The sequence below is a fragment of the Chryseobacterium sp. LJ668 genome (genome assembly GCF_019613955.1).
In the GTDB taxonomy this organism is placed as follows: domain Bacteria; phylum Bacteroidota; class Bacteroidia; order Flavobacteriales; family Weeksellaceae; genus Chryseobacterium.
The window spans coordinates 3,278,761-3,301,229 of record NZ_CP080443.1 but is presented as its reverse complement, the minus strand read 5'-3'; the positions used below and the strand labels follow the sequence as shown (position 1 = coordinate 3,301,229).

Sequence of the window (22,469 nt, the reverse complement as noted above, 5' to 3'; positions counted from 1 at the left end):
AAAATGAAAATTAATCTTTAAATGTATCATATCAGGGTAAAGTGTGATTGTGACCTTAATCACAATATCTCTGAGTAATTCTTTGTATCTTAGTAAATTATACGTAAAGCTCATCTTTTGTTTATTCTTAAACGTAACCTGAACTTTCTTAATCATTAAATGGCAGATTATGATTATTGATGAACAATTGCTGAAAGCACATGGAGCTCAGATTATCACTCTGGAAAAAGATGAGTATCTTATTTCAACACATACATATCCTTACAACTATTATCAGATCAAAAGCGGAAGCCTAAAAATTACCAGTGACAAGATTGGGCTAAATGAGTTTATTCACCAGATTTCCGGAATAGGAGATCCCGTAGGGGAAACATTTCTCTTTTCGGAAAGTCTTTATACGGTTAATGCAGTTGCTTTAAGTCAGATCACAGTTTATGCTTTGGGTAGAGATGAATTTTATAAGCTTTTGGAAAAAAATCCTGAGACAACAGTCAAGTTGTATGAATACACCTGCCTGCATATTAATTATCATCAGATACTTATGAACAAAGTGGCTTACAGCGACTCCCGAAACAGGATCATGGCGGTGATTGATTACCTCAAAATTAAAGAAAAGAAGTTCAGACGTTTTCAGTATGAGATACCTTATACCAGAAAACAGTTAGCTGGAATGACCGGCCTGAGAACGGAGACTGTGGTAAGGATCGTTAAATTGATGGAGAAGGAAAACTTTGTAAAAATCGTGGACGGAAAAATTTTTTATTAAAAGGGTCTTGAAATGAGTAATGATTTTCTTCAATTACAATCTTTGAAATTGTATGAGGTGAAACCTATAAGCATTACAAAAAAACTTTAATATTATTAATTCAAATTATGTTTTTTTGCATATTTAGAATCTGCTACATAAAAGCGTAAAGGCAAATCTGCATGTTCCTGCGCATACGAAATGCCGATTCTTGCTGCAGTGCTGATTTGGGAACTTTCGTAAGATATCCCATGATCTTCAATGTATATTTCGTCTCCTGTGAATATTTTTTGATTAAATGAAGAATCTATTCCCAGCGCTTTTGCAACAGAGCCGGGTCCTGATGAAATTTCTTTCCTGGTAGCCTTCATTTTTCTTCTTATTTCCATGAATTCTAAACCTATTAAAGGTTCAATGCCCCGGATAAGGACGCACTTGGGATCATTTTCAACTGATGTAACAATATTCAGCAGATGATGAATGCCATAACATAGATAAACGTAAGCCGTGCCGCCTTCCTGATACATCGCCTCAGTGCGGGATGTCCGTTTTCCGCCGAATGCGTGCGATGCTTTGTCATCGACACCAAAATAGGCTTCTGTTTCTACAATAATCCCGGCGGTTAAGTTGCCATCTTTGCAGGTCAACAATACTTTTCCTAACAAATCTTTTGCAAGAAAGGCGGCGTCAGTATGATGATAGTATGAGCGAGGTAGTTTCAAGAAAATTTACAGGTGGATATTTGATTGCATAAAACTAATAAATCATATGTAAATTGTATATTAATCTTATCTGCCTAATTAGTCAGTCTTTCAATCTTCATCAGAACATCATCTATGTCAAAAGGTTTAGGAATAAATTCATCTGCCTCACAAGAATTGATGATATTTTCAGCCTTAGCATGTGCACTGATAATAACAACGGGAATATCAAAAGTTTCCGGTTCTTTTTTAAGCTGATTGCACAAATCTGTACCCAATCCGTCGGGAAGCATCACATCCAGTATAAAAATATCAGGAACTGCAGATTTGTCCCTTTCGTTGAACGCCTTTACGGTAGAAAAAGAACGTACATCATAATTTTCAAATGACAGGAGCAATTGCAATGCATCTCTAATGCCTGTCTCATCTTCTACAATAAAAATAGTTTTCATACCCTTGCTTGGCAAAAACAAAGCCAACTATGCAAGAAAAAATAAATATTTTTAAATCGTTTATCTTTTAAATGATTTTGGATATAGTAATGTTAAGTAGATTTCACAAAAAAGATCTGAAAAAGAATCAGACCTTATTATAAATACATTTTAATAATTAATGAAATAAGTTTTGAATTGCCAAAAGGTGTTAACACATAACATAACTAGGTATTTTTTTTGACAACCTCAATAAGGTGATCTATATCAAATGGCTTTTCAATATAATCATCTGCTCCGCATTCGTCTGCTTTCTCTTTTAGATTAATAGATGTGGAGGTAAGGATTGCTGATAAATCCTCAGTTTGAGGATCAGATTTTATTTCTTCTATAACCTCAGAACCTTTTTTATGGCCCTTAATGTGATCATCAACAATAATGACATCGGGCTCAATATGTTCAATTTTTTCGATAGGCTCAGTAGTCAATGAAGAGGTTACCTGATAGCCCTCATCTTTCAAAACTTCATCCATCGCATCCAAAATCTCAGCATTATCCTGAATAAGGACAACTTTCTTTTTCATGAATTATTCATAATTTATTGTAAATATATAAAAAAACAATAGATTATTTCACAATTTATAATTATGCATTGACTTACATCCTGTATTTAAACAAATAAATCATTATGTTTCTACTATGGGGAAAAAGTATACGATAATGGTACTGTCTGTGTAAGTTTTCAATGATTTTAAATAATAATTAAATATTTAGTTGTAAAAGATCCTGATTTTAAATGAATCATCACATATAAGTGTATTATTACAATTTATTAATATTAATAACTGTTTATTTTTGTATTTTAGCGTCTCGGTAATGGGATTTAAACTAATGTTCTGATGTATACAATAACAAATCAACTTGAAAAAATAGGTTTTAGTATCACTTTGGTGAGCGACATTATTAAAAGAAATAATTACAGCAATAAGTTTAATACCTCAAATTTTTACAATATATATTTGGTTTCAGAAGATCTTGAGCTTACCGTAGGGCAAATCAACTACAATATAAAAGGGGGAAATGCTGTTTTTATAGGCCCACAGAAAGATGTTGAATTCGGTGATGCCTATCGTAAAGAGATTTATGTAATCGCATTTTCATCAGATTTCTACGATCGGTCATCTAAAGACAGTCTCTTCCTGAATTCTCAGGTATTCTATAATTTTCAATCAGAAATTTTTATTGCTCCCTATTTTGGCAATACCGATTACAATAAGATTATATTGGTAGAGCGATTGTCAAAATTTAAAGATAAAGACGAAAGCCTTTATATTTCAGCGGTACATAACGCAATTGAAGCTTTGATTTTGGATGCCTACTTGCACGTTGAAGAACACCATAGTGAAAATGACGAACGCTTAATGTTTGTTTCAAATGTGAACAGATTTAAAATTTTGCTTCAGCGCGATTTCAAAACTGCAAAAAAAGTTTCTTATTATGCAGATGAGTTGAGATTATCTGCGAGAAGGCTTACCGAAATGACAGAATATGTTTATGGCAAATCGGCAAAGCAGATCATTATTGATAAAATTAAACTTGAATGTGAGAAAGCTATAAAATATTCAGATATGACGATTTCTGAGATTTCTTACGATATGGGATTTAGTGATGAAGGTAACTTTAGTAATTTTATAAAAAAACATACCGGTAAAAAACCGTCTGAGTTGAGAGTTGTTACAATTTAGCAAACGAATTAGCCTGCCAATTTATCTTTTTTTCTGTTTTCGTCTTTCTGACTGAAAATTAATCATTCAACATATTTCTGATTATTTAAATTTATAGGAGTAAAATATACTTTTTTAATAATAATACTATGCGATGAATAGTTTTTTATTTTAAATATTCTTTCTCAATATGTTTACATAATATTTAAAGTCATCAAATTATTTTCTTCATAAATAAATCATATTGAATTATAGTTAATATATTAATATTATGATTGATAATTTAATAAAAACAAACTGTTAACATTGTTTTAAATCACTGTTAAATTTCACAATATTTAGGTATTTTTTCACAATTCCATAATGTCAAAAGTGAGTAATTTTGCACCCAGAAACTTACTAAGAAACAATTAAACAATTTTAAATGAAACAATTCGTGATGGGCTCCCTTGCTGTCTTGGGGTTCGCAACAGTTAATGCTCAAAATGTAACATTAAACGTTAGATTAAAGCCAATTCAAACATTGGTGGTAAATAACGCTCAAAAAATCGTAAACCTTGATTACGTAACAAAAGATGACTATGCCAATGGTGTAACTTCTGTTAATGCGGATCATTTGAACGTATTCAGTACAGGAGGTTTTCAGGTGAAAGTAAAAAGTGCTAATGCAGCTATGCAAAATGGTGGTAAGAGTATCCAGGCAAACACGATCCAGATTAAAGCTACTGCAGGATCTGAGGCTGTAAATGGAGCTCAGTATGCACAAAACGTACAGTTATCAGCTAATGAAGCTACTTTGGTAACATCTACAACTGGTGGTGTAAACAAAAAAATCAACATAGAGTATAAGGGTGCAGGTGCTAATGCGTATATAGACAATTATATCGCAGGTCAGGACCCTACAGTATATACTACTGAATTGACTTATACGATCGTAAGCCAATAATTGGTTTCGGATCAAAATTAATAAGTGTCATGAGAAACTGTGACACTTTTTTTATTTTAAAAAATTATAATGAATAAAATTACTTTCCTGTTTTATTTTTTAGTGATCCAGATCAGTGCTCAGACCGGTATCTCAGTCTCGCCTCCCAGAGTATATTTCGACTCCGGATCAGGAAGCAGCAGTACGCAAAAAATTACGGTAACCAACGTAAGCACAAAAAATTCTCTTGATCTTGCAGTAAGTCTTGGTGACTGGCAATATGACCAATACGGAGAAAACATGATGCACGCTGCCAATACATTGAAGAATTCTTGTGCAAGCTGGATTTCTGTAAAAAAAAGTGACAATTATTTTACACTGGCGCCTGGAGAACGAAAGGAGCTGGATGTTACCATCACGGTTCCCGCTATTGCTAAAGATACTCTTTCTTCGCACACCGCGCTTTTGTACATCAGCCAAATGAATCCTGTGGATGATGTAGACAGTAAAGGTGCAAATATTAAGGTAAGTATTCGCTCGGGTATTAAAATATTCCATAAATCTGCAGAGGCTGTTACCAAAAAAGTCGAAATAAAAGATCTGAAATTTGATAAAGCTAAAAGCAATCTGGCTTTACAATTTGAAAATCAGTCTTCGATCTGGGTAGACGGAAAGATCTCAACCGAAATCATCAACACCAGTACAGGGAAAAAAGTTCCAGTTGATGATATAGTTTTTTATACCTTACCAGGTGATCTCAGAAAAATCACTATTCCGATGGGAAGTGTGCTTGAAAAAGGATCTTACAATGCATCGGTAATGATCGACTACGGAGACCCTTCATCGTTGGAGATTGGAGAATTAAATTTTAATTATGAGTAAATTTCATTTTTTACTATTTATTTTCATATGTATATCTGCAAAAGCACAGGTTTCCTTTACCTCGTGGGTCAATGGGTATATGCAGATCAGTTCATACAGTGGTGAAACAAACCCTGATGCCTATACCGTAACATTTGCAGGAAATGGAAATATCAATTTACCTTACTGGAAGCTGTCGGTAAGACTCAAGCAGAGTATTCAGTCTAACGATGGTGCCTATATCATTCCTGCGAATAAAATAGCTTTTCAGCCGATCTCATCTACCGGCCAGTCATATCCCAACCCAATACCGTCAATTGCTGAGATTGGTGCTTCTTTGAATGTAATGCTTCAGGAAAATAGTGAAGTTTTTTTGATTCCTCAGTCTAATGCGCCGCTGTATAATGTACCTGCAAAGCCTAATGGTTATTATAATCTGCAGTTGAAATATGCCATGACGGCCTTAGGAGGTTCATATCTCGCAGCCTTTCCGGCATGGACAAAATTTACGGCACCTGTTGAGTTTACAGCATACGATCAGTACAACTCTGTTATAGGGAAGATAAGTCATCAGTTTCAGTTTCAGATCGGTAATATTACAGGAACACCACCGGCCGATGTGATGACACTCAAAATAAATATGAATGCAGCGAATGGTGTTTTAGAGTTTAAAAGTATGCAGGATTATATTAACGGAACTTCTGTTACGTACTCAAACGGATTGATGGTAACAAGTACAGGCAATTTTCAGATTAAAGTAAGATCGCTGCAAAACGATCTTATTTCTTCTACGGGCACTTCTATTCCTGTAGGGGTTATTCATTTGTTGCTGTCACCTCTGGATCATCCGAATCAGACGGTACATCCTATCACTTTAAATATGTCGAGCCAAACGTTGGCTCAGGCTATCAGTTCTCAAAATACATCTTATAATTACGATATAAAATATTTTACATCTCCGCAAGATGAACGCCTGATCAATGCAAAGCCTGAAGATTATGCTACAACGCTTCAGTACGAAATTATGCCTCAATAATATTTTTCAATGCGTTTTTTCAAATTAAAGCTTTTTCTAAGTATAATGTTGTTTCTTTTTGGGGGCAGTAATTTTCGCGCACAAAAAATTGAATCAAATATTATTTTAGATGTTGAAAATATTGCATCAGCACAAAAATCAAGGCTGCTCAATTTGGTCATTACTGTCAAAAATCAACAATCAGAAATTTTTCAGGGAAAATTGAATTTTGTATGCCCAAAAGGTTTCAAAAACATTAATGGTGAAGATCTCCAGATCACTTTAGGACCAAACGAAGTCAGATATATACCCGTAAAAATGATGATTGATGAAGCTGCTGATGCAGGAACTTCTGTAATTGTTACCAGACTTCTAAGCCAGTCGGGAGCTTTAATGGTTCAGAAAGAGATTCAGCATATCATCAATATAGATTCCAGTCTTACGATCAGTCCGCTTGTGACCTCTTATTATCGATCTTTAGCAGATGATCCCATTTCAGTTAAAGTGAAAGTTTCAAATACAGGAAATGTTACTCAGGATCTTACGGTAGTCTGCAAATTTCCGGACCCGTCAGAACCCAATATTTTTTTTGAACAGAATGCAAGCATCAAGGCTAAAAAAGATTCTGTATTTACCTTTACCTATCTTCCGTCAAAAGCTTTAGCAAGACAGTCTAATTTTGTGATTAGCATTACGGGCTTCAGAAATCCTGAAAAAGAACTGTTTGGTTCTGCTAATATAAGTGTACAGAATATATCAAGTGTTCAGAAATACCAGAATCTTGATCTGTATAATTTTTCAGAAGAAAATCAGAACCAGATTACCACGAGCTACAGAAAAGTTGGAAAAGAAGTAGATATTTTTCAGATAACAGGTTCCGGAGGAGTTAATCTGTCCGCAGGATCTCTATTTGTAAGAGGAAATATCGCCATTCTAAACAGCCAACAAAATCCATTGGTCACCAATACCAATCTTATTTTCAGACAGGGAAAAAGCGAATACAATGTGGGAAGCATCAATAAGCTTTTGGATATGACTCTTGTTGGAAGAGGTGCTGAGTACGTTCATACATTTTCGAAAAATCAGAAGCTGGAAGTAGGTTTCGTAGATCAGAATTTTAATCTTACCGAAAAGAACGGCTGGCTAAAAAACGGATACGGCTTTTTTACGAAAGGAACTCTACAGTCTAACAACAGTACCCGGAATTTATCTGCCGCTTATATTTACCGCCATGATCCGTTCGAAAAGGTGAAGCATCACACTTTGGGAACTGAAGGCAACTATGACTTTAATGAATTCTGGAGAGTCAATGCAAAGCTTAACGGCGGAGTAAGTGTGTATGAATCTCAAACTTCTGTAAAGCCTTCTATGGCCGCTGAAACTAATTATTCGGGGAAAATTGATCAGTTTTATCTCAACGGGAATTATTTCTACAGTTCAGATTACTATCCCGGAAACAGAAGAGGAAGTCTGTTGTTGCAGCAGAACATTTCGACTCAGATTAAAAAACAGAGTCTGCATGCAAACATCAGTATTTCTGATTTCTCACCAAAGTTTTTCTTCTATGACAGGGCTCAGCTGTCGCAAAATAAAAGATTTGAGATCGGGAACAGGTTTCCTAAAGTAAAAGATTTTACATTCAATATACTGTATCAATATCAAAATGAAGGTTCAAACAGCTATAATAATCTGTTTTCTGGCTGGAACGATCAGGATGTCAGACGTATGACAGCTCATCGTATAATTGAGCAGATATCCTGGGTCAATAGTCCTTCTAGGCAAACTCTGATAGTAGGTATAGAGACAGGACTGGTCAAATACCCATCATCTGAAACTAAGCAGTTTCAGATGAAATTAAGTGGTAATTACAGCTTCAAAAAATTCAATATCAATACTATTTTTCAGTCAGGGAGCTATTACTTGTCCGAATATGCATTTTCAACATTAATAGGAACGGAAGAATACAGAAAGATGACTTTCTCTCTGTTTTATAATGACAGCTTTTTTAAAGATAAAATTATTTTCAGCACCGGAGTATCCTATATTGATGATGCAGTCTATGGCAAGTCGCCATCTGCTTTTATCAATTCAAAATATAGCGGAAAAAATTTTAGTGCATTTTTAAATTCATCTTGGTATAACTATTCTTCAGGAGCTGTTAATAGCAGCATTATGACATTTGAAGTTGGCGTTAGTTTAAATCTCCGTAAAAATGTTTTAAACTCTTCTAAAAAATCTAATATTAAAGCATATGCTTTTTACGATACCAATGGCAACAATATCTATGATGAAAATGAAGAGCCTGCCGCAGATTATATTCTCACTATCAATAATGTCGCATTGCAGACCAATAAATTTGGTGAAGCATCATATAAAGGCGTTCCTTTTGGAAAATATAATCTGAAACAGTTGATCCAGCAAGGGTGGTACTATGACGAAGCTGAATTTAATGTAGACGGCTATGTTCATGATCTTTTGATACCTCTTCATCAAAATGGTTCTCTAAAAGGGAAGGTTTCATTCGATTATAATGTAAAAACTGCAGTTGATTTTGAGCGAAGAGGCTCTGGCATTACCTTCAGTATTTTAAAAGATGATCAGCCCGTGCAGAAAATATTTACGGACGATGAAGGTAATTTCAGCTCTTTTCTTCCGACCGGAGATTACACAGTCGTTCTGAGCGAATCGTCACTTCCCAATAATACTTTCTCAGAAATTAAAACTCAGAAAATCCAGATTACAGCAGGGAAAATATCAACAGTTCCTGATTTTATCATCAAAGTAAAGGAAAAGAAAATCAATACAAAAAAATTTGGTAATTAAAATATTCTTAATATTTTATAATAATCTTTATCTTTTTTATAATTATAATTTAAAATTTTATTATCTAAATCTTTGCCTACAGTCATCATTTGGCGTATTGATTTATTTTCAATTTCTAGCAGTTCTCGGCTTGATACCTGATATTTACTGAAAATAGATGTTAATGAATTTTTAATAAAAACAAAATATTATTAAAAATTTTATAATAATAAAAAAATATAATTGATTATTATGAGCAAAATCATAGTATTTTATGTTTTATTTAGATTACATTTGCAGGTATTTAATAATCTTATTTATCGTGTGTTCTCAGTTTTTAAGTCTTATAATCAATTGACACAGCTTTTTGAGCGAAGTTGATCGAACTCAGATAATGGTTATTTTAACATTTTGAATTTAATAAAATATACCCATTATGATTAAGATCTTTATTTTTAGTTATTATCAAAAATTATCGCTGTTAGCACTTTTTCTATGTTGTAACTTAGCTTTTTCTCAGGTAGGAATTGGTACTACGACGCCAGATGCAAGTTCTATATTAGATCTCAGCTCTACAACGAAAGGAATGTTGGCTCCAAGGATGACCACAGCACAGAGAATAGCAATTTCTACACCTGTAGATGGCTTACTTGTATACGATACTACATTAAAATTGTTTCATTATTATACGAGTTCTACAGCGTCTTGGTCGCCTGTAAGTAGTGGTTTAACTGCCAGATCAAATTTTAAGCGTATAAAATCGACAGATGTTTTATCTACCGTACTATCTGCTGAACTAGCAGCGGGTGGCGGATCAAAATATGTGATGAATGCCAATACTTTATATGAGATTAATGGCCAGGTACAGTTTGATTTTCCTATCGATATCAACAATTCATATATTCAGGGCATAGATACCAATAATGATATTATTATACGTCCAACCGGGAATATTTTCGAAGGCGCTACAGGAGGAAGTATAAAAAATGTTACAATAACTGCTACAGGAGGAAATGTATTTAATCTTAATGGAACCGCTGCACAAAACCTTGTGTTCAGAGATTGTGTGGTTACAGGCTCCAATTCTGTAGGAACAATTTCCGGCTTTGGCTTGGTTTTCTTAAGCATTGTACAATTTATAGGGAATACCAATGGGATCACCTACAACAACATATCGCAGTTATTGCTCAGTAATTTGGGTTGGTTCGGTAATAATTCAGGCACTTACGAAAAGTTGACAGGTGCATTTAGTCTGGTTGAAAAACAGGGTGGTTTCAGTCATGTAGAACTTGGTACCGCGACTGGCTTTGATGTTTCTACGGCCGGTCTGTCAGTAGGAAGCGGAATTTTGGAATCTGTAGTTTTTACAGGTACCAATTCGGCAGGTTATATTAAGCCATATACTACAGGAACATTTCCCGGATATAATTTTAATAATAACTGGATCGTAAGATCTTCCGGCATCCCGACAGAATCTGACAACAATGCAGTTGGAGATTTTACCGTAGACTATGCTGTAGGAAGTGGTATAGGAGTTAGTTTCAACACTAGCAATCCAAGTAATATTGTGAAAATTGGTACTTTAAGCTCAATTTCTACCTCTTCAAATTTATTTAGATTTTCAACAGACGGAGTACCAAACAGATTAAAGTATGTTGGGAAAAACAAGAGAATATTCCAGATTACAGGTTCTGTATCTTTTCAGGTGCCTGCAGCAGGAACGTATATTATCTATATTGCAAAGAACGGAACGGTGCTAAGCCAGTTCAAAGTATACGGAAGAGGCTCGGCTACTAATGATATTGTGGTAATTCCTATCAACGGAACTACAGAACTTGTGAATAATGATTATATAGAAATATTTGCACAACGTTATTCCGGGTCTACAGGTGATATTGTGGTTCCGAATATGTCAATTACGATTAAATAATTTCTGAATTGAGAAAACTAAAATGATAAGACCACTTATAAAGGAACAAGGAGAGCCATTCAGCAGAATGGCTTTTCTTATTCAATGAAATGGTTTGTTCATAAAAAGATTATAATTAAAGTCAGCATTGAAAGCATTTGATTACTGATGGGTACGCCTCTATAACTGAAAAACGTAAAAACCACGTCAGATCTTGTATGTTAAATTGATTGAGCAAAAAAGCCACTTCGAAAAGAAGTGGCTTCATTTATAGTGATGTTAATAATTTTACTGTTTCCAGAAAGACCAGACGTTACCGTTAAAAACAGCCAGCTGCTTATTGAACGTATCATAAACAATCATTCCGGGAGCCGGATTAATGATGTTAAGATGCGGACTAGCAACTTTTGGCAAAACCATTGCCTTGTCAGAATCTTCCAGAACTAAAATACCGGGGGTTCCAGAAAGCGTTCCTATTGCCACTTTCGCAAGTATATCTTCGGTCCCTGCATTTTGAATGGTAACTCCGTCAATAGAAGTCAAAGGATCAACTGTAGTACCTTGAGTATTTACAGATAAGTCCTTCCAGGCTGCATTATATTTTACTTTTACTTTTTTATCAGTAAGATCATAAACCATTGTTCCATTTACCACACCGGTAACTGCGCCTGTAGAGGTAACCCATGGCAAAACAATTCCTTTGTTTTCAGTTCCGAAATCTAAGGAGACCGATGGTGAAGCCACTGTTGTTTTCCCGATAGCTACTTGGGAAAAAACAAATACTGAAAATAATGCAAATAGTACTGTGAATATATTTTTCATTTTAATTTTCTTTAATTATTAACAAATTCTAGTTCGACGGACATGTCTGATTATTAAAACAAGACCATCCTGCCGGAGTTCCTGTGGTATTAACCTGCAGACAATCTAATGTAATATTATAAACCATCATACCTTCAACTAAATTTCCTGCAGGGATCGCTGCAATCTGAGCTGTCGTTAATCTATTCAATACAAAACCTTTTGTTTTTGATTCTAAAACAGTCCATGCTCCTTTTCTTACCATTGGCCAGTTACCTGACGCTGCATCGCTTCCTGCTCTGTTCAGAGAAGTGATTCCGTGATTGGTATTTAATATAGTACCAGTCGTTACAACAGGTCTGTAGCATACCGCCTGAGTATCGGTATCCGTTGCCGTATTATTTGCAGTGTTGCTATCGGTGATGTTGGAAGGAGCGGTAACGGTTGCCGTATTCACAAGATTTCCTGTATACGCAAAAGGAATACTTACCGAAACCGTGTAGGTTACTGTACCACCAATCGGAATATTGATCACATCGTTGATGGCACCGGTCTGCGTACCCGATACCGAGGTGGTTGCCCCACCGGATACTGCTGCAGTATAGCTCACATTGGCCGCAGGAATTCCTGCAGGAACCGGATCTGAAACCGTGGCTCCCTGAGCTCCGGTCGGGCCGCTGTTACTCACAGTTACCGTGTACGTAGTGACTGTACCGGATGCATAGGTGGTCACCCCATCTGTTTTGGTTACCGAAAGATCGGTTCCAAAAGCTATCGGAGCAGTCACACAATGTGCCCCGTCATTTACGTTACTCGCAGGTGCATTGGAAAGCAACACTCTACTCCCGGTAATGATATTAAACTGATAAAATCCACCCACATTGTTAGCACCATAGATCTCACCGGTACTGGAGGCAAACATAGCCCCAAAATTCTGGCCGCCGGGTGTAATTCCTATTCCGGTAACCAGACCGGTATTCGGATTAATTGAAACCAATTGACCGTTTGAAGTATTGACACCATATAAAAGTCCTGTACTTACACTGTATGCAAAATCCGAGAGATTAACACTTGTTGAAAGCGTAATCAATGTAGCCGTTAAGGTAGAAAGATTGATCCTATACAGTTCATTATTGAGTCCGCCGGCTTTCACATAATAATTACCTAAGTTGTCTATTTCTCCGGTAATATAGGTTGATGCCCCACCCGGCAACCCTGTTACATTCCCAAGTGTGTTAGTAGTACCATCTGCATTCACACGGATAAGCGTAGTGGTATTAGGAATCAATCCATATATAAACCCATCGAGTGGGTTAACCCCTATCGCATTATAGTTTACTGCCGCAGGTGATCCAATCTGGGTATAGGTAAAAGGATTTGTTGCAGTCCCAATACTGTATAAAATATTCGTTTGAGAAAGGTACATCGTATTGGTACATCCGACTGCCGATATACACTGTGCATCCTGATTCAATGAATTGGTTGAAGTGCCTGCACCTTGTCCCTGATCTGATCCTATATCTGCAGATCCACCAGTGTTTACACGCACAGGCACACCCTGAGTGTCAACTGCTCCTGAAATGCTTCCGTTAGGATTCAATTGTGCAGTAAGAACATTTTCGTCTCCTTCAAGGGCATCAAAACATCCATCACCGTCAGAATCAAGGTCAAGATAATCCGGTGTTCCGTCATTATCAGTATCCCTGTGATTACAGTATGTTACGGTATTCTGGTTTATAGTAACAAGGCCTCTTCCTACAGCATTCGCTCCTGTACCTGCATTGGCTGTAAAGGCTGTATAATCCCATACATAATTGCTGCCATAATTTACCGGCAACGATAATGTATTTCCTGTATTTACAGGATTTGCCGTATTTTGAAGCTGCATTTTGGCATAGTACCCGTCACTAAATATACTTCCTCCTACGGAAGTTGCATTAAAGCCTGAAAATAAAGCCAGAGAAGTATTGCTGCTGTAGGTAGACACGCCCGTTACCACCGGCAAATTCCCTATGGTAGTGGTAAAAGTTCCCAGCTGTAAAATTGCGCCGGATCTCAAAAGGAATCTGAAATTGCCGTCTGCTGTAGCAGGTGAAGCCCCAGTGGTGTCTTCATTCGTAGTATTAGTCGCCGGTAAGCCGGTGTATAAAGAAGTGGTACCGGGAATAATAAGAAAAGAAGTAGAATTGGTACCGAATGAGTTCCAGATATGGTTTTGTGCATTCACTGCATTGTTTAAATCTGAATACGTAAAAGGAACTGTAAAACTATTTCCCAAGGCAGTTACTGCTGTACCTGATGTAAGATTATATACCAGATTAAAAGTACCGCCATTAGCTCCGAAAGATGCAGCGGCTAATGTTGCCGTGCTATCAAAAGAGTATACCCCCTGTGAGATACAGAAGCCTTCATTACTATCTGATATCCCATCGTTGTCATCATCTAGATCAATGTTATTTGGAATTCCATCTGAATCTGTGTCAATACACTGGGTATTTACGGTACTGTTTTGCGAATCGGCAAATCCCTGTCCAATATCGCCGCCTATATCTGCGCTTCCGCCGGAATTCACAAGATTAGGAACCCCGTTATTGGTTCCTGCAGTGGTTCCTATGCCTCCCGTAGCTGTAGTATTAATGCTTCCGTTGGCATTTAACTGTGAAGGCAGCACATTTTCGTCACCTTCAATGGCATCAAAGCATCCGTCGCCATCAGAATCGAAATCTAAATGGTTAAAAACAGTATCCCCATCTGTGTCACAGGAAAATACCGGTACCGAAACATCATCTAGCAACCAGTCATCCAAGGCAATAGTTGCCCTGAATACTAATGTGGAAGTACTTGGAATACCAGTATTGGGAATATTCAGGGTAAAGGTCTGCCGTGTGAAACCCGTAACACTTGCTGTACTAAAAGCTGTAAATGTAGAGGTTGCGCCATTCGAAAGGGTAATGGTAACATTATTAACTCCAACAGTTCTTGTTGTACTGTTACTGATGGTGGCAAAAAGGGTATTGTTTAATAATATCTGCAGACTTCCTGTAGAACCTGCCGCATTACTTCCATCCTGCGCACCTATCGTCACCGTTAACGGAATAACGCTATTTGTATTGGCGAGATTGCTTAATGACTGCGATATATCTACATTGGTTACATTATTATCGGTAATGCTTACATTTCCTGCATTAGCAATCCAAGAAGGGTTTGATGTCCATCCTGCAGCATTCACTGTAAAAGAAGGGTTGGTTACCGTATTACTTGCTGTACATTCTATAGCATCTAAAATTCCGTCATTATCGTCATCAAGATCTATTGAGTTTGCGGTCCCGTCTCCGTCGGTGTCCTGTGCATATACAACAGAAAAGGAAAAGAACAGGAATATGAATGCTAATGATTTAGCATAAAAAAGAATATTTATTTTTTTCATTTTTTAAATTATGTGTTTAAAAATGTATGTCTTAAATTAATCTTTAGAGACATACGTAAAATTTGAATTTATTTTAAATGAAAAAAGGCGGTGGTCTTACCGAAAAGATAATGCAGTAACACTCATGTAGAGGCTGGCTGTTACAGTAGGTGTATTGCTTGTGATATAGAAAATCAAGAGCATTCTGAATAATAAGATAAATTTTTCTACTGTCTGTTTTATCTACTTTGTATTGAAACGATGTAGGGCTTATAAAGCTTTTACCATTACTCTGAACACCAGTAAAAATTAAAGAGGATAGAGGTAAACTGATATATTTCTTTTGAAAATTTTCCTTCTTTGCCTCATACTTAGCTATTTCTGCCGCAATATCATGCAAGTCTTTCGCAGTTTTATCTTTCTGACCATTTTTTATTTTGGCGATCGTAGTTTTATCTGAAGATTTTTTTGTTTCCGAGTCTGAGCTTGCCCACTGTTTTTGATCACTATCACCGGTATAAGAAACATGTGAACCTGTAATGAGGATCTTTTTTTAAGGATCTGCTGATTAAAACTTTCATCAGATGAAAATATTATTCCGCCTTTGATCACTATTACTGATACTGAATCCCGATTTTGGAGGTCTACATGATCCTGAGCATATACAAAACAAATGTGAAAAAAAAGAAAAAGGAAACTTATGCATTTTAGAAAAATGCCTGAATGCATTATATTCAGCACGTCAATTTTACGGGAAAGCAAAATAGTAAAATTTTTCAAAATCAATGGGTTTCTGTTGCAAATCTAAAACTTTTGGCTGAATTAAATTATAATTATTAGGAAAATTAACAGTTTGTAGATAAAAATCTACAAGTTCGATTATTAATTTTATCTGATACAATCTATATTTGTACATCGTGATAACTCAAATAATATTTTTAGATAAACAATTAAAAACACAAAAATGGCAGAAAGTAAAAATAATATTGTGACCCACGGATTAAGTGGAAAAGTAAGGGACTTATTGGTATTTAGCCAAAGAAATGGTAAAACCATCGTGTCTAAAGTACCAAGAGAACGTACAGGGGAAGCTTCAGAAAAACAGCAGGCTCATAGGCTCAAATTTCAGAAAGCAATATTGTATGCAAAATCAGTTCTGGCAGATCCCGATAAAAAAGAGCTTTATGAAGGAATGTCAGATAAGAGCGAGGGAAAAACTACGTTTAATGTGGCGGTTGCTGACCTTTTAAATGCACCAGATATTGAAACCGTGGATCTCTCTGCTTACACCGGGAATCCAGGGGATACCATAAGAGTGACGGTAACAGATGATTTTGGCGTTACAGGAGTAATGGTAAAAATAGAAAATTCAGACGGCAGCCTCGTAGAAGAAGGATCAGCAGTGATGCAGGGTGCAGAATGGATCTATATTGCCACTGTGCAGAATACTGATCTGACCGAAGATAAGATAACAGTAACCGCTACCGACCTCCCTGCCAATCTGTCAGAAAAAACGCAGATTCTATAATATACAAAAATATTCTGAGTATAGAATGAGTATAGCGACAGTATAGCGGTACGCTCTGAAAATATGTGACATAATGACTAAAGCTATTCTTTTGGTTCCTGCGATTTGTCAAATATAAGATATAAAAAATCTTTTTAAGTTGAATAGATTGCAAATAGTAAGAAATTATATGTTTATGAATAAAAATTTTAATTAAATTATGTATATAAAAGAATTTTTATGTGTAACTTCACAAATAAATAAAATAAAATACATGCAATAAATTACCAGTAATAATTATCTCTTTTAATTATCATAATAACAAGGAAGAACACAAATTCTTATATATCTTAACGGAGTAAGCTATTAATATGCTTACACAACTGATCGGTATCATTATGCCGGTCTTTTTATTTATAATATTATTGTCTGAATATATTTTACTAGTAAATGCGAGGTGACATTTGTAGATAATACTATTTAACTCGTTAAAAATTCTCTCGTTTTGATGTGATTAAAATCATAATTTTAAGACACTATAAATTGCAAATTGCCAGCGCATCAAATTCTAAAAATATTTATCAAACCAAAATTTATACTTAATTTAATGTTTATAAAAATATACAATGGCAAAACATAATTTTTTTTATCGCAATAGTCTCGGTATCGTCCTGATAACGCTCATGATCGTCTGCTGGTATGGACAGTTTGTAACGGGATGGAAAACTGAAAATAAAGAATTAGCAGAAGAGGGCCAGAAGTTACTCACCAGAGGAGAATATCTGCACAGCGGTCATTTTATTCAGGCAACTTTTGAGAATTGGGAAAGTGAGTTTTTGCAAATGATGCTGTATGTACTGCTTACGGTTTTTCTAAGGCAAAAGGGCTCAAGCGAATCTAAGCCAATAGAAGGAAAGGAAGATGTCGATCGTGAGCCTCAAGTACATCCCAGAGCGCCCTGGCCTGTAAAACGAGGTGGAGTATGGCTCAGTCTATATAAACATTCTCTGTCAATTGCATTTGGTTTACTATTCTTGGTCAGTTTTATTTTTCATTTCTACGGAAGCTTTGTAGAGTACCGTACAGAACAGATTGCAAAAAAACTTCCTTTTGAAAGTGCACAGCAATATATTGTAGACTCACGTTTTTGGTTTGAATCTTTCCAAAATTGGCAAAGCGAGTTTTTAGCTGTTGCATCAATAGTCATCTTATCTATCTGGCTGAGAGAGAAAGGTTCACCAGAATCAAAACCTGTTGATATGCCTTATGACGAGCATTAAAAAAAGTCCGGTCTGGAACCGGACTGCTATAAAATTATGATCAAAGTTTCTTGATTTTAGTGGTATTTTAAAGATTTAATTGAAAGGTGATATCATATAATTTTATTCTACCTCTTCAATTTTTTCAAGACCAGACATTGCGGGTCCGTTTAAAAGTTTGCCTTCAATATCAAAGCGGCTGCCGTGACAAGGGCAGTCCCAGGATATTTCAGAAGGATTCCAGGTGACATTGCATCCGGTGTGCGGACAAACCGGGCTCAACAGATGAAGCTGAGACTTAGCGTCCCGGTATGCGGCGTAAGTTTTACCATCATGTTTGATGATTTTTCCTTCACCATTACTAATTTCTTCCAGCTCAGCAATTTTATCTGATACGAACTTATCTTTTACAAAATGTACAGATGCAGAGACCACTTCATTAATGACATTTCTGGCACTTGCTACAGGTTTTATTCTGCTGGGCGAAAGCAACTTTGAGAGTTCAGTTTCTCTATTGTCAAGCAAATCAGGAATAACAAGCGAGGTCATGGTTCCGAAGGTAATACCGTTACCGCTAAACCCTGTAGAGATATAGATATTTTCTTCACCCGGCATTTTACCGATATATGGTAGGCCATCGGCAGATAAATAATATTGTGAAGACCATTTTGCCGCCACTTCTTTGTATTTAAAATTTTCATTCACATATTCCATGAGGTCTTCAAATGGTTTTTCTGTGTCATTTTCATCCCCTGTCTTGTGATCAAATCCTCCGACAATCAAATAGTAATCATCATTGGATTTGTGATATCTCACATAATGATAAGGATCGTAGAGATCAGCAGTCTGTGCCATGGTTTTTACCGGATTGTCTAGTTTCAATGTAGCAACGTAGCTTCTGTATGGTGCCAAAAGCACACTAAATCTATTGTTTCCGGGAGGTATATGAGTTGCCCAGACTAGATTATTTGAGGTATAAACAGAATCTGTATTTGTTTTTACGGTTATCCGTCCGTCTTTATTTTCAATATCTGTAACCTGAGTTTCGGTAACAATTGCTCCACCTTGTTTGGTATATTCTTTTAGTAATTTATTAATGTACCGTAATGGATGAAACTGAGCCTGACCCTTTATTTCTATAGCATTTTTAAATTCTAAATCGAATGGAATAGTGTAGGTCTGTTCGGTTGGAATACCTACTTTACCATGTGCTTCCAGAATTTTATCCAGCTGTTTGGTCTGCTTATCATCTACGCTGAAAAGATAATGATTGCACTCACTATAATCGCATGATATATGATACTGCAAAACGTTTTGTTTCACATAACGTATCGTTTCTTTTGCCGCATCTGCCAATAAAATTGCTTGCTCTTCACCGAAGTTGTCAATGATTTCATCGTAAGAGGAGTCAAAAAAATTATTAAGATGAGATGTTGTACCACCGGTTGTTCCAAAGCCGGGATTTTCCTTTTCAATCAGTAGACAGCTTCGCCCGCGGCTTTGTAATTCTTTCGCCAAGGTGACACCTGTTATTCCTGCACCGACAATAATGGTATCGTAATCTGTATTAACTTGGGATTTGGGAAGATCATTATTAATTGTGCTTTCCCAGAAGCTTTTGTTGTTTCCGTCTCGGTTCATGATGTGATTTTTGTGATTAGTGTAAATTATTTTTCTTTAAAAGATGCATTTTATAGCTGCAAAAATTTCCAAAGAAAATTCTTTCTAATCTGTACCAATTTTATACCATGAAATCTGTAGAGTATTATAAATGTAGAAAAAGCAAAAATGCGAAAGAACTTTTGCTTACTCGACTGTGTTCTGAAAAATTAAAATTAAACTATGAAGTCAAAGCTTAACGATTTAAATGAAAAAAATGTATTAAAAAAAGAAGTTTATATCTAAGTATATATAAATATATCTAAATTTTTAATATAAAGGCAGATATGAAACATTTAATTAAAATTTTGGCAAACAAATTGTTACCACAAGATCAAGCAATATCATATTGCAATTTACTCAACCAAATATATATTTATGAAAAACTCAATCTTATCAATTTTGGCGATTACTGCTATGTTAGCATGTAACAAAAAAGAAACTACTGTAGGTGATCAGTCTGCAGACTCTACGACAACAGCAACTTCTATGGATTCATCTACAGTACCTGCTGATTCTACTGCAACACCAAACGCTACGAATGCAGCGGCATCTCTTAATGATCAGGACAAAAAATTTGCGGATGCAGCAGCAACAGGAGGCATGATGGAAGTAATGATGGGTGAGCTTGCAGCAAGTAATGGTACCAATGCAGCTGTAAAATCATTAGGCGCAATGATGGCAAAAGATCATGGTAAAGCCAATGACGAACTGAAAGCATGGGCAACCGCAACAGGATATACGTTGCCAAGCAGTTTGAATGCTGACCAACAAAAAAAATATGACGATCTGAAAATGAAGAAAGGTGCAGAATTTGACCGTATGTATGCTGATCTTATGGTTACTGATCATAAAAAAGATATCGCAGAATTCAAAAAAGAAGCTTCTGAAGGTTCTGAAACTTCACTAAAAACTTTCGCAGGCAAAACTGTTCCTACTTTAGAGCATCATTTAATGGAATCTGAAAAGACGAAAACTGCCGTAAAATAATTACCAGACAATTGATGAAGTAGTGTTTCATCAATGAATCTGCTAAAAGTTATTTCTGAAATATCGATGTGATGAAAATCTCAGAGGTATTTCGGAGATAACTTTTTTTTGCATAAAGAATCCATTATTTTTCAATGACGATGAATTTAACAGATCTTGCACAATTCATCTGTAAGTAGCTTCACCTGAAGTGGCCGTTGTTTTTTATCAACATCCAGCCTGTTATAAAATCCCGTTTTTACAATTACCATTTTCTTTTCGGGAATCATAATGATAAACTGACCCAGAAATCCGTAAAAAAACCGGTATTTTATATCGCTCTCATCATCTGCCCAAATGGTATAGCAAAACGCATCATTGAGTTCTGTAGGAGCCAGCAGCCTTTGACAATATTCTTTACTGATAATCTGTTTATCTTCCCAGCTACCGCTTTGCATGATAAGCTGCCCAATTTTTGCAAAATCTCTGGGAGTCGCATGAATACAGCAAAATGCTTTTTCCATTCCTTTCTCATCGGTGCTCCATTTAGCTGAAAATTCCATTCCCAGAGGCTGCCATATTTTTTCTGAAAGATACGTTGAAAGTTCTCTGCCGATTACTTTTTTTAAAACCAAACCCAAAAGCTGGGCTGCTGCGCTTTGATACTCATATTTTTCTCCCGGCATTTCTTTTATTTCAAGATTGAATGCCTGCTCTGCAAGATCATCAACAAAATACTGTTTAGAGTTGGGTGCAAAAGGATGATGGTATTCTTCCTTCCAGTCTAAGCCAGCCTGCATCATCATCAGATGACGGATAGTAAGAAATTTCCCAAAATGGCTGGACTTATAAACAGGAAATACAGATGATACCAGCTGATCCTCAGACTTCAGGTAGCCATCGTCAATAGCACAGCCAACTAAAATGGCTAAAATACCTTTAGCCATCGAAAAAGAATTCATCAATGAAGATGCATCGTGATCTTTCCAGTATTGCTCATAAAGCAATTTGTTGTCGCGTATGATGACAAGAGATGATGCCCGTGTTTTTGTAAGATCTTTAAGAATATTTTCGTTAAGGATAATGCTGTTATAAGAGGCATCTTTTTCCCATGGCTGAGGATGTAAATTGGGAACTTCTCGGGATGGGAACTTTTCCTCATCATCAGTAGAAGGCGTAAAAGGACCTTTTTTTAAATTGATGGCAAGAGCTTTAAATATATATCCGTAACCAGAAAAATAAATAACGGCAGCTGTTGCCGCGGTACCTGCGATAAGGGTTGAGATTAATTTCTTCATGTTCAACGTGACGGATATTTTAATACTTCTTATTTAAATGATTATTTTTTCAGCTATTTTTCAATCACAAAAGCTCTCAGTTCAGCCATTTTACCATTTTCAAATCTCCAGACATCACAGTAATAGTAATCTACCCATTGATTATCGTCTTCGAAAAGGCTTATGGTTCCCACAGCTGTTACGTAATCTGCTTCAGCAATTATGTAGTCAACATCAAATTTTGGCGGTTTTTTGTAAGCATCTGCCATATATTGCCGTATTTTTTCTTTTCCTGAGATTACTCTGTCTCCTACGAATGTCCATTTTGTATTATCAGTGCAATAGCTGAGAAAAGTCTCATGGTCTCCTTCTGATACTGCAGCATTTGCTTTTTCTAATATTGTTTTATTATTCATAAAATAGATATTGTAACAGCAAATACTTCAAAGGTTGTGCCGCTGACAAATAGCCTTAATCA

At 35.9% G+C, this 22,469-nt stretch carries 18 protein-coding genes; 10 read left to right on the top strand and 8 right to left on the bottom strand.

Going from position 1 to position 22,469, the window contains the following annotated elements; translation table 11 throughout:
* Positions 1 to 169: 169 nt before the first annotated feature.
* Positions 170 to 766, top strand: coding sequence for a Crp/Fnr family transcriptional regulator (locus tag K0U91_RS15435; protein ID WP_219968866.1), 597 nt, complete (start codon positions 170 to 172; stop codon positions 764 to 766).
* 95 nt (positions 767 to 861) lie between these two features.
* Here the strand turns inward: K0U91_RS15435 and K0U91_RS15430 are convergent, their stop codons facing one another.
* The 3 genes from K0U91_RS15430 to K0U91_RS15420 form a co-directional block, all read right to left on the bottom strand.
* Positions 862 to 1,467, bottom strand: a complete 606-nt coding sequence (locus K0U91_RS15430) for a DNA-3-methyladenine glycosylase (protein WP_220179372.1) — start codon at positions 1,465 to 1,467, stop codon at positions 862 to 864.
* Positions 1,468 to 1,541: 74 nt separating this feature from the next.
* Positions 1,542 to 1,898 carry a response regulator gene (locus K0U91_RS15425; protein WP_220179371.1) on the bottom strand — a complete coding sequence of 119 codons (357 nt, stop codon included), beginning with the start codon at positions 1,896 to 1,898 and terminating at the stop codon, positions 1,542 to 1,544.
* Between the two features lie 206 nt (positions 1,899 to 2,104).
* Entirely contained in the window at positions 2,105 to 2,461 is a 357-nt protein-coding gene (locus K0U91_RS15420; protein WP_220179370.1) for a response regulator, read from the bottom strand.
* A 315-nt stretch (positions 2,462 to 2,776) separates the two neighbouring features.
* Here K0U91_RS15420 and K0U91_RS15415 point away from each other — a divergent pair, with 315 nt between their 5' ends.
* From K0U91_RS15415 to K0U91_RS15390, 6 genes are all read left to right on the top strand, one after another.
* Positions 2,777 to 3,622, top strand: a complete 846-nt coding sequence (locus tag K0U91_RS15415; protein ID WP_219968870.1) for a helix-turn-helix domain-containing protein — start codon at positions 2,777 to 2,779, stop codon at positions 3,620 to 3,622.
* Positions 3,623 to 4,025: 403 nt separating this feature from the next.
* Positions 4,026 to 4,547 (top strand): hypothetical protein, encoded by a 522-nt coding sequence (locus tag K0U91_RS15410; protein ID WP_219968871.1) that lies wholly within the window; start codon positions 4,026 to 4,028, stop codon positions 4,545 to 4,547.
* A 69-nt stretch (positions 4,548 to 4,616) separates the two neighbouring features.
* Complete coding sequence (locus K0U91_RS15405) at positions 4,617 to 5,408, top strand: fimbrial biogenesis chaperone (RefSeq protein ID WP_220179369.1); 792 nt, start codon at positions 4,617 to 4,619, stop codon at positions 5,406 to 5,408.
* Positions 5,401 to 6,423, top strand: coding sequence for a hypothetical protein (locus K0U91_RS15400; RefSeq protein WP_258319551.1), 1,023 nt, complete (start codon positions 5,401 to 5,403; stop codon positions 6,421 to 6,423). Before K0U91_RS15405 ends, K0U91_RS15400 begins: the two co-directional genes overlap by 8 nt.
* A gap of 201 nt (positions 6,424 to 6,624) precedes the next feature.
* Positions 6,625 to 9,225, top strand: a complete 2,601-nt coding sequence (locus K0U91_RS15395) for a COG1470 family protein (protein ID WP_220179368.1) — start codon at positions 6,625 to 6,627, stop codon at positions 9,223 to 9,225.
* 415 nt (positions 9,226 to 9,640) lie between these two features.
* Positions 9,641 to 11,134, top strand: a complete 1,494-nt coding sequence (locus K0U91_RS15390) for a hypothetical protein (protein ID WP_220179367.1) — start codon at positions 9,641 to 9,643, stop codon at positions 11,132 to 11,134.
* Positions 11,135 to 11,401: 267 nt separating this feature from the next.
* Here the strand turns inward: K0U91_RS15390 and K0U91_RS15385 are convergent, their stop codons facing one another.
* Together K0U91_RS15385 and K0U91_RS15380 are read right to left on the bottom strand one after the other, a co-directional pair.
* A complete protein-coding gene (locus K0U91_RS15385; protein ID WP_220179366.1) occupies positions 11,402 to 11,935 on the bottom strand; it encodes a hypothetical protein in 534 nt (177 codons plus the stop codon).
* A gap of 28 nt (positions 11,936 to 11,963) precedes the next feature.
* On the bottom strand, positions 11,964 to 15,341 hold the full coding sequence (locus K0U91_RS15380; protein WP_220179365.1) for a beta strand repeat-containing protein: 3,378 nt from the start codon (positions 15,339 to 15,341) through the stop codon (positions 11,964 to 11,966).
* A 943-nt stretch (positions 15,342 to 16,284) separates the two neighbouring features.
* On the opposite strand from K0U91_RS15380, the gene K0U91_RS15375 reads away from it, so the two are divergent.
* Positions 16,285 to 16,848, top strand: a complete 564-nt coding sequence (locus K0U91_RS15375) for a hypothetical protein (protein ID WP_220179364.1) — start codon at positions 16,285 to 16,287, stop codon at positions 16,846 to 16,848.
* 662 nt (positions 16,849 to 17,510) lie between these two features.
* A complete protein-coding gene (locus tag K0U91_RS15370; RefSeq protein WP_258561846.1) occupies positions 17,511 to 18,107 on the top strand; it encodes a DUF6766 family protein in 597 nt (198 codons plus the stop codon).
* 102 nt (positions 18,108 to 18,209) lie between these two features.
* On the opposite strand, the gene K0U91_RS15365 is transcribed toward K0U91_RS15370, so the two are convergent.
* Positions 18,210 to 19,727, bottom strand: coding sequence for an FAD-dependent oxidoreductase (locus K0U91_RS15365; RefSeq protein ID WP_220179362.1), 1,518 nt, complete (start codon positions 19,725 to 19,727; stop codon positions 18,210 to 18,212).
* 396 nt (positions 19,728 to 20,123) lie between these two features.
* Here K0U91_RS15365 and K0U91_RS15360 point away from each other — a divergent pair, with 396 nt between their 5' ends.
* Positions 20,124 to 20,735 (top strand): DUF4142 domain-containing protein, encoded by a 612-nt coding sequence (locus K0U91_RS15360; protein ID WP_220179361.1) that lies wholly within the window; start codon positions 20,124 to 20,126, stop codon positions 20,733 to 20,735.
* 146 nt (positions 20,736 to 20,881) lie between these two features.
* Here K0U91_RS15360 and K0U91_RS15355 read toward each other — a convergent pair whose 3' ends face one another.
* Both K0U91_RS15355 and K0U91_RS15350 read right to left on the bottom strand, forming a co-directional pair.
* Positions 20,882 to 22,012 carry a serine hydrolase domain-containing protein gene (locus K0U91_RS15355; RefSeq protein WP_220179360.1) on the bottom strand — a complete coding sequence of 377 codons (1,131 nt, stop codon included), beginning with the start codon at positions 22,010 to 22,012 and terminating at the stop codon, positions 20,882 to 20,884.
* A 53-nt stretch (positions 22,013 to 22,065) separates the two neighbouring features.
* Positions 22,066 to 22,407, bottom strand: coding sequence for a nuclear transport factor 2 family protein (locus K0U91_RS15350; protein ID WP_219968883.1), 342 nt, complete (start codon positions 22,405 to 22,407; stop codon positions 22,066 to 22,068).
* Between the last annotated feature and the right edge of the window lie 62 nt (positions 22,408 to 22,469).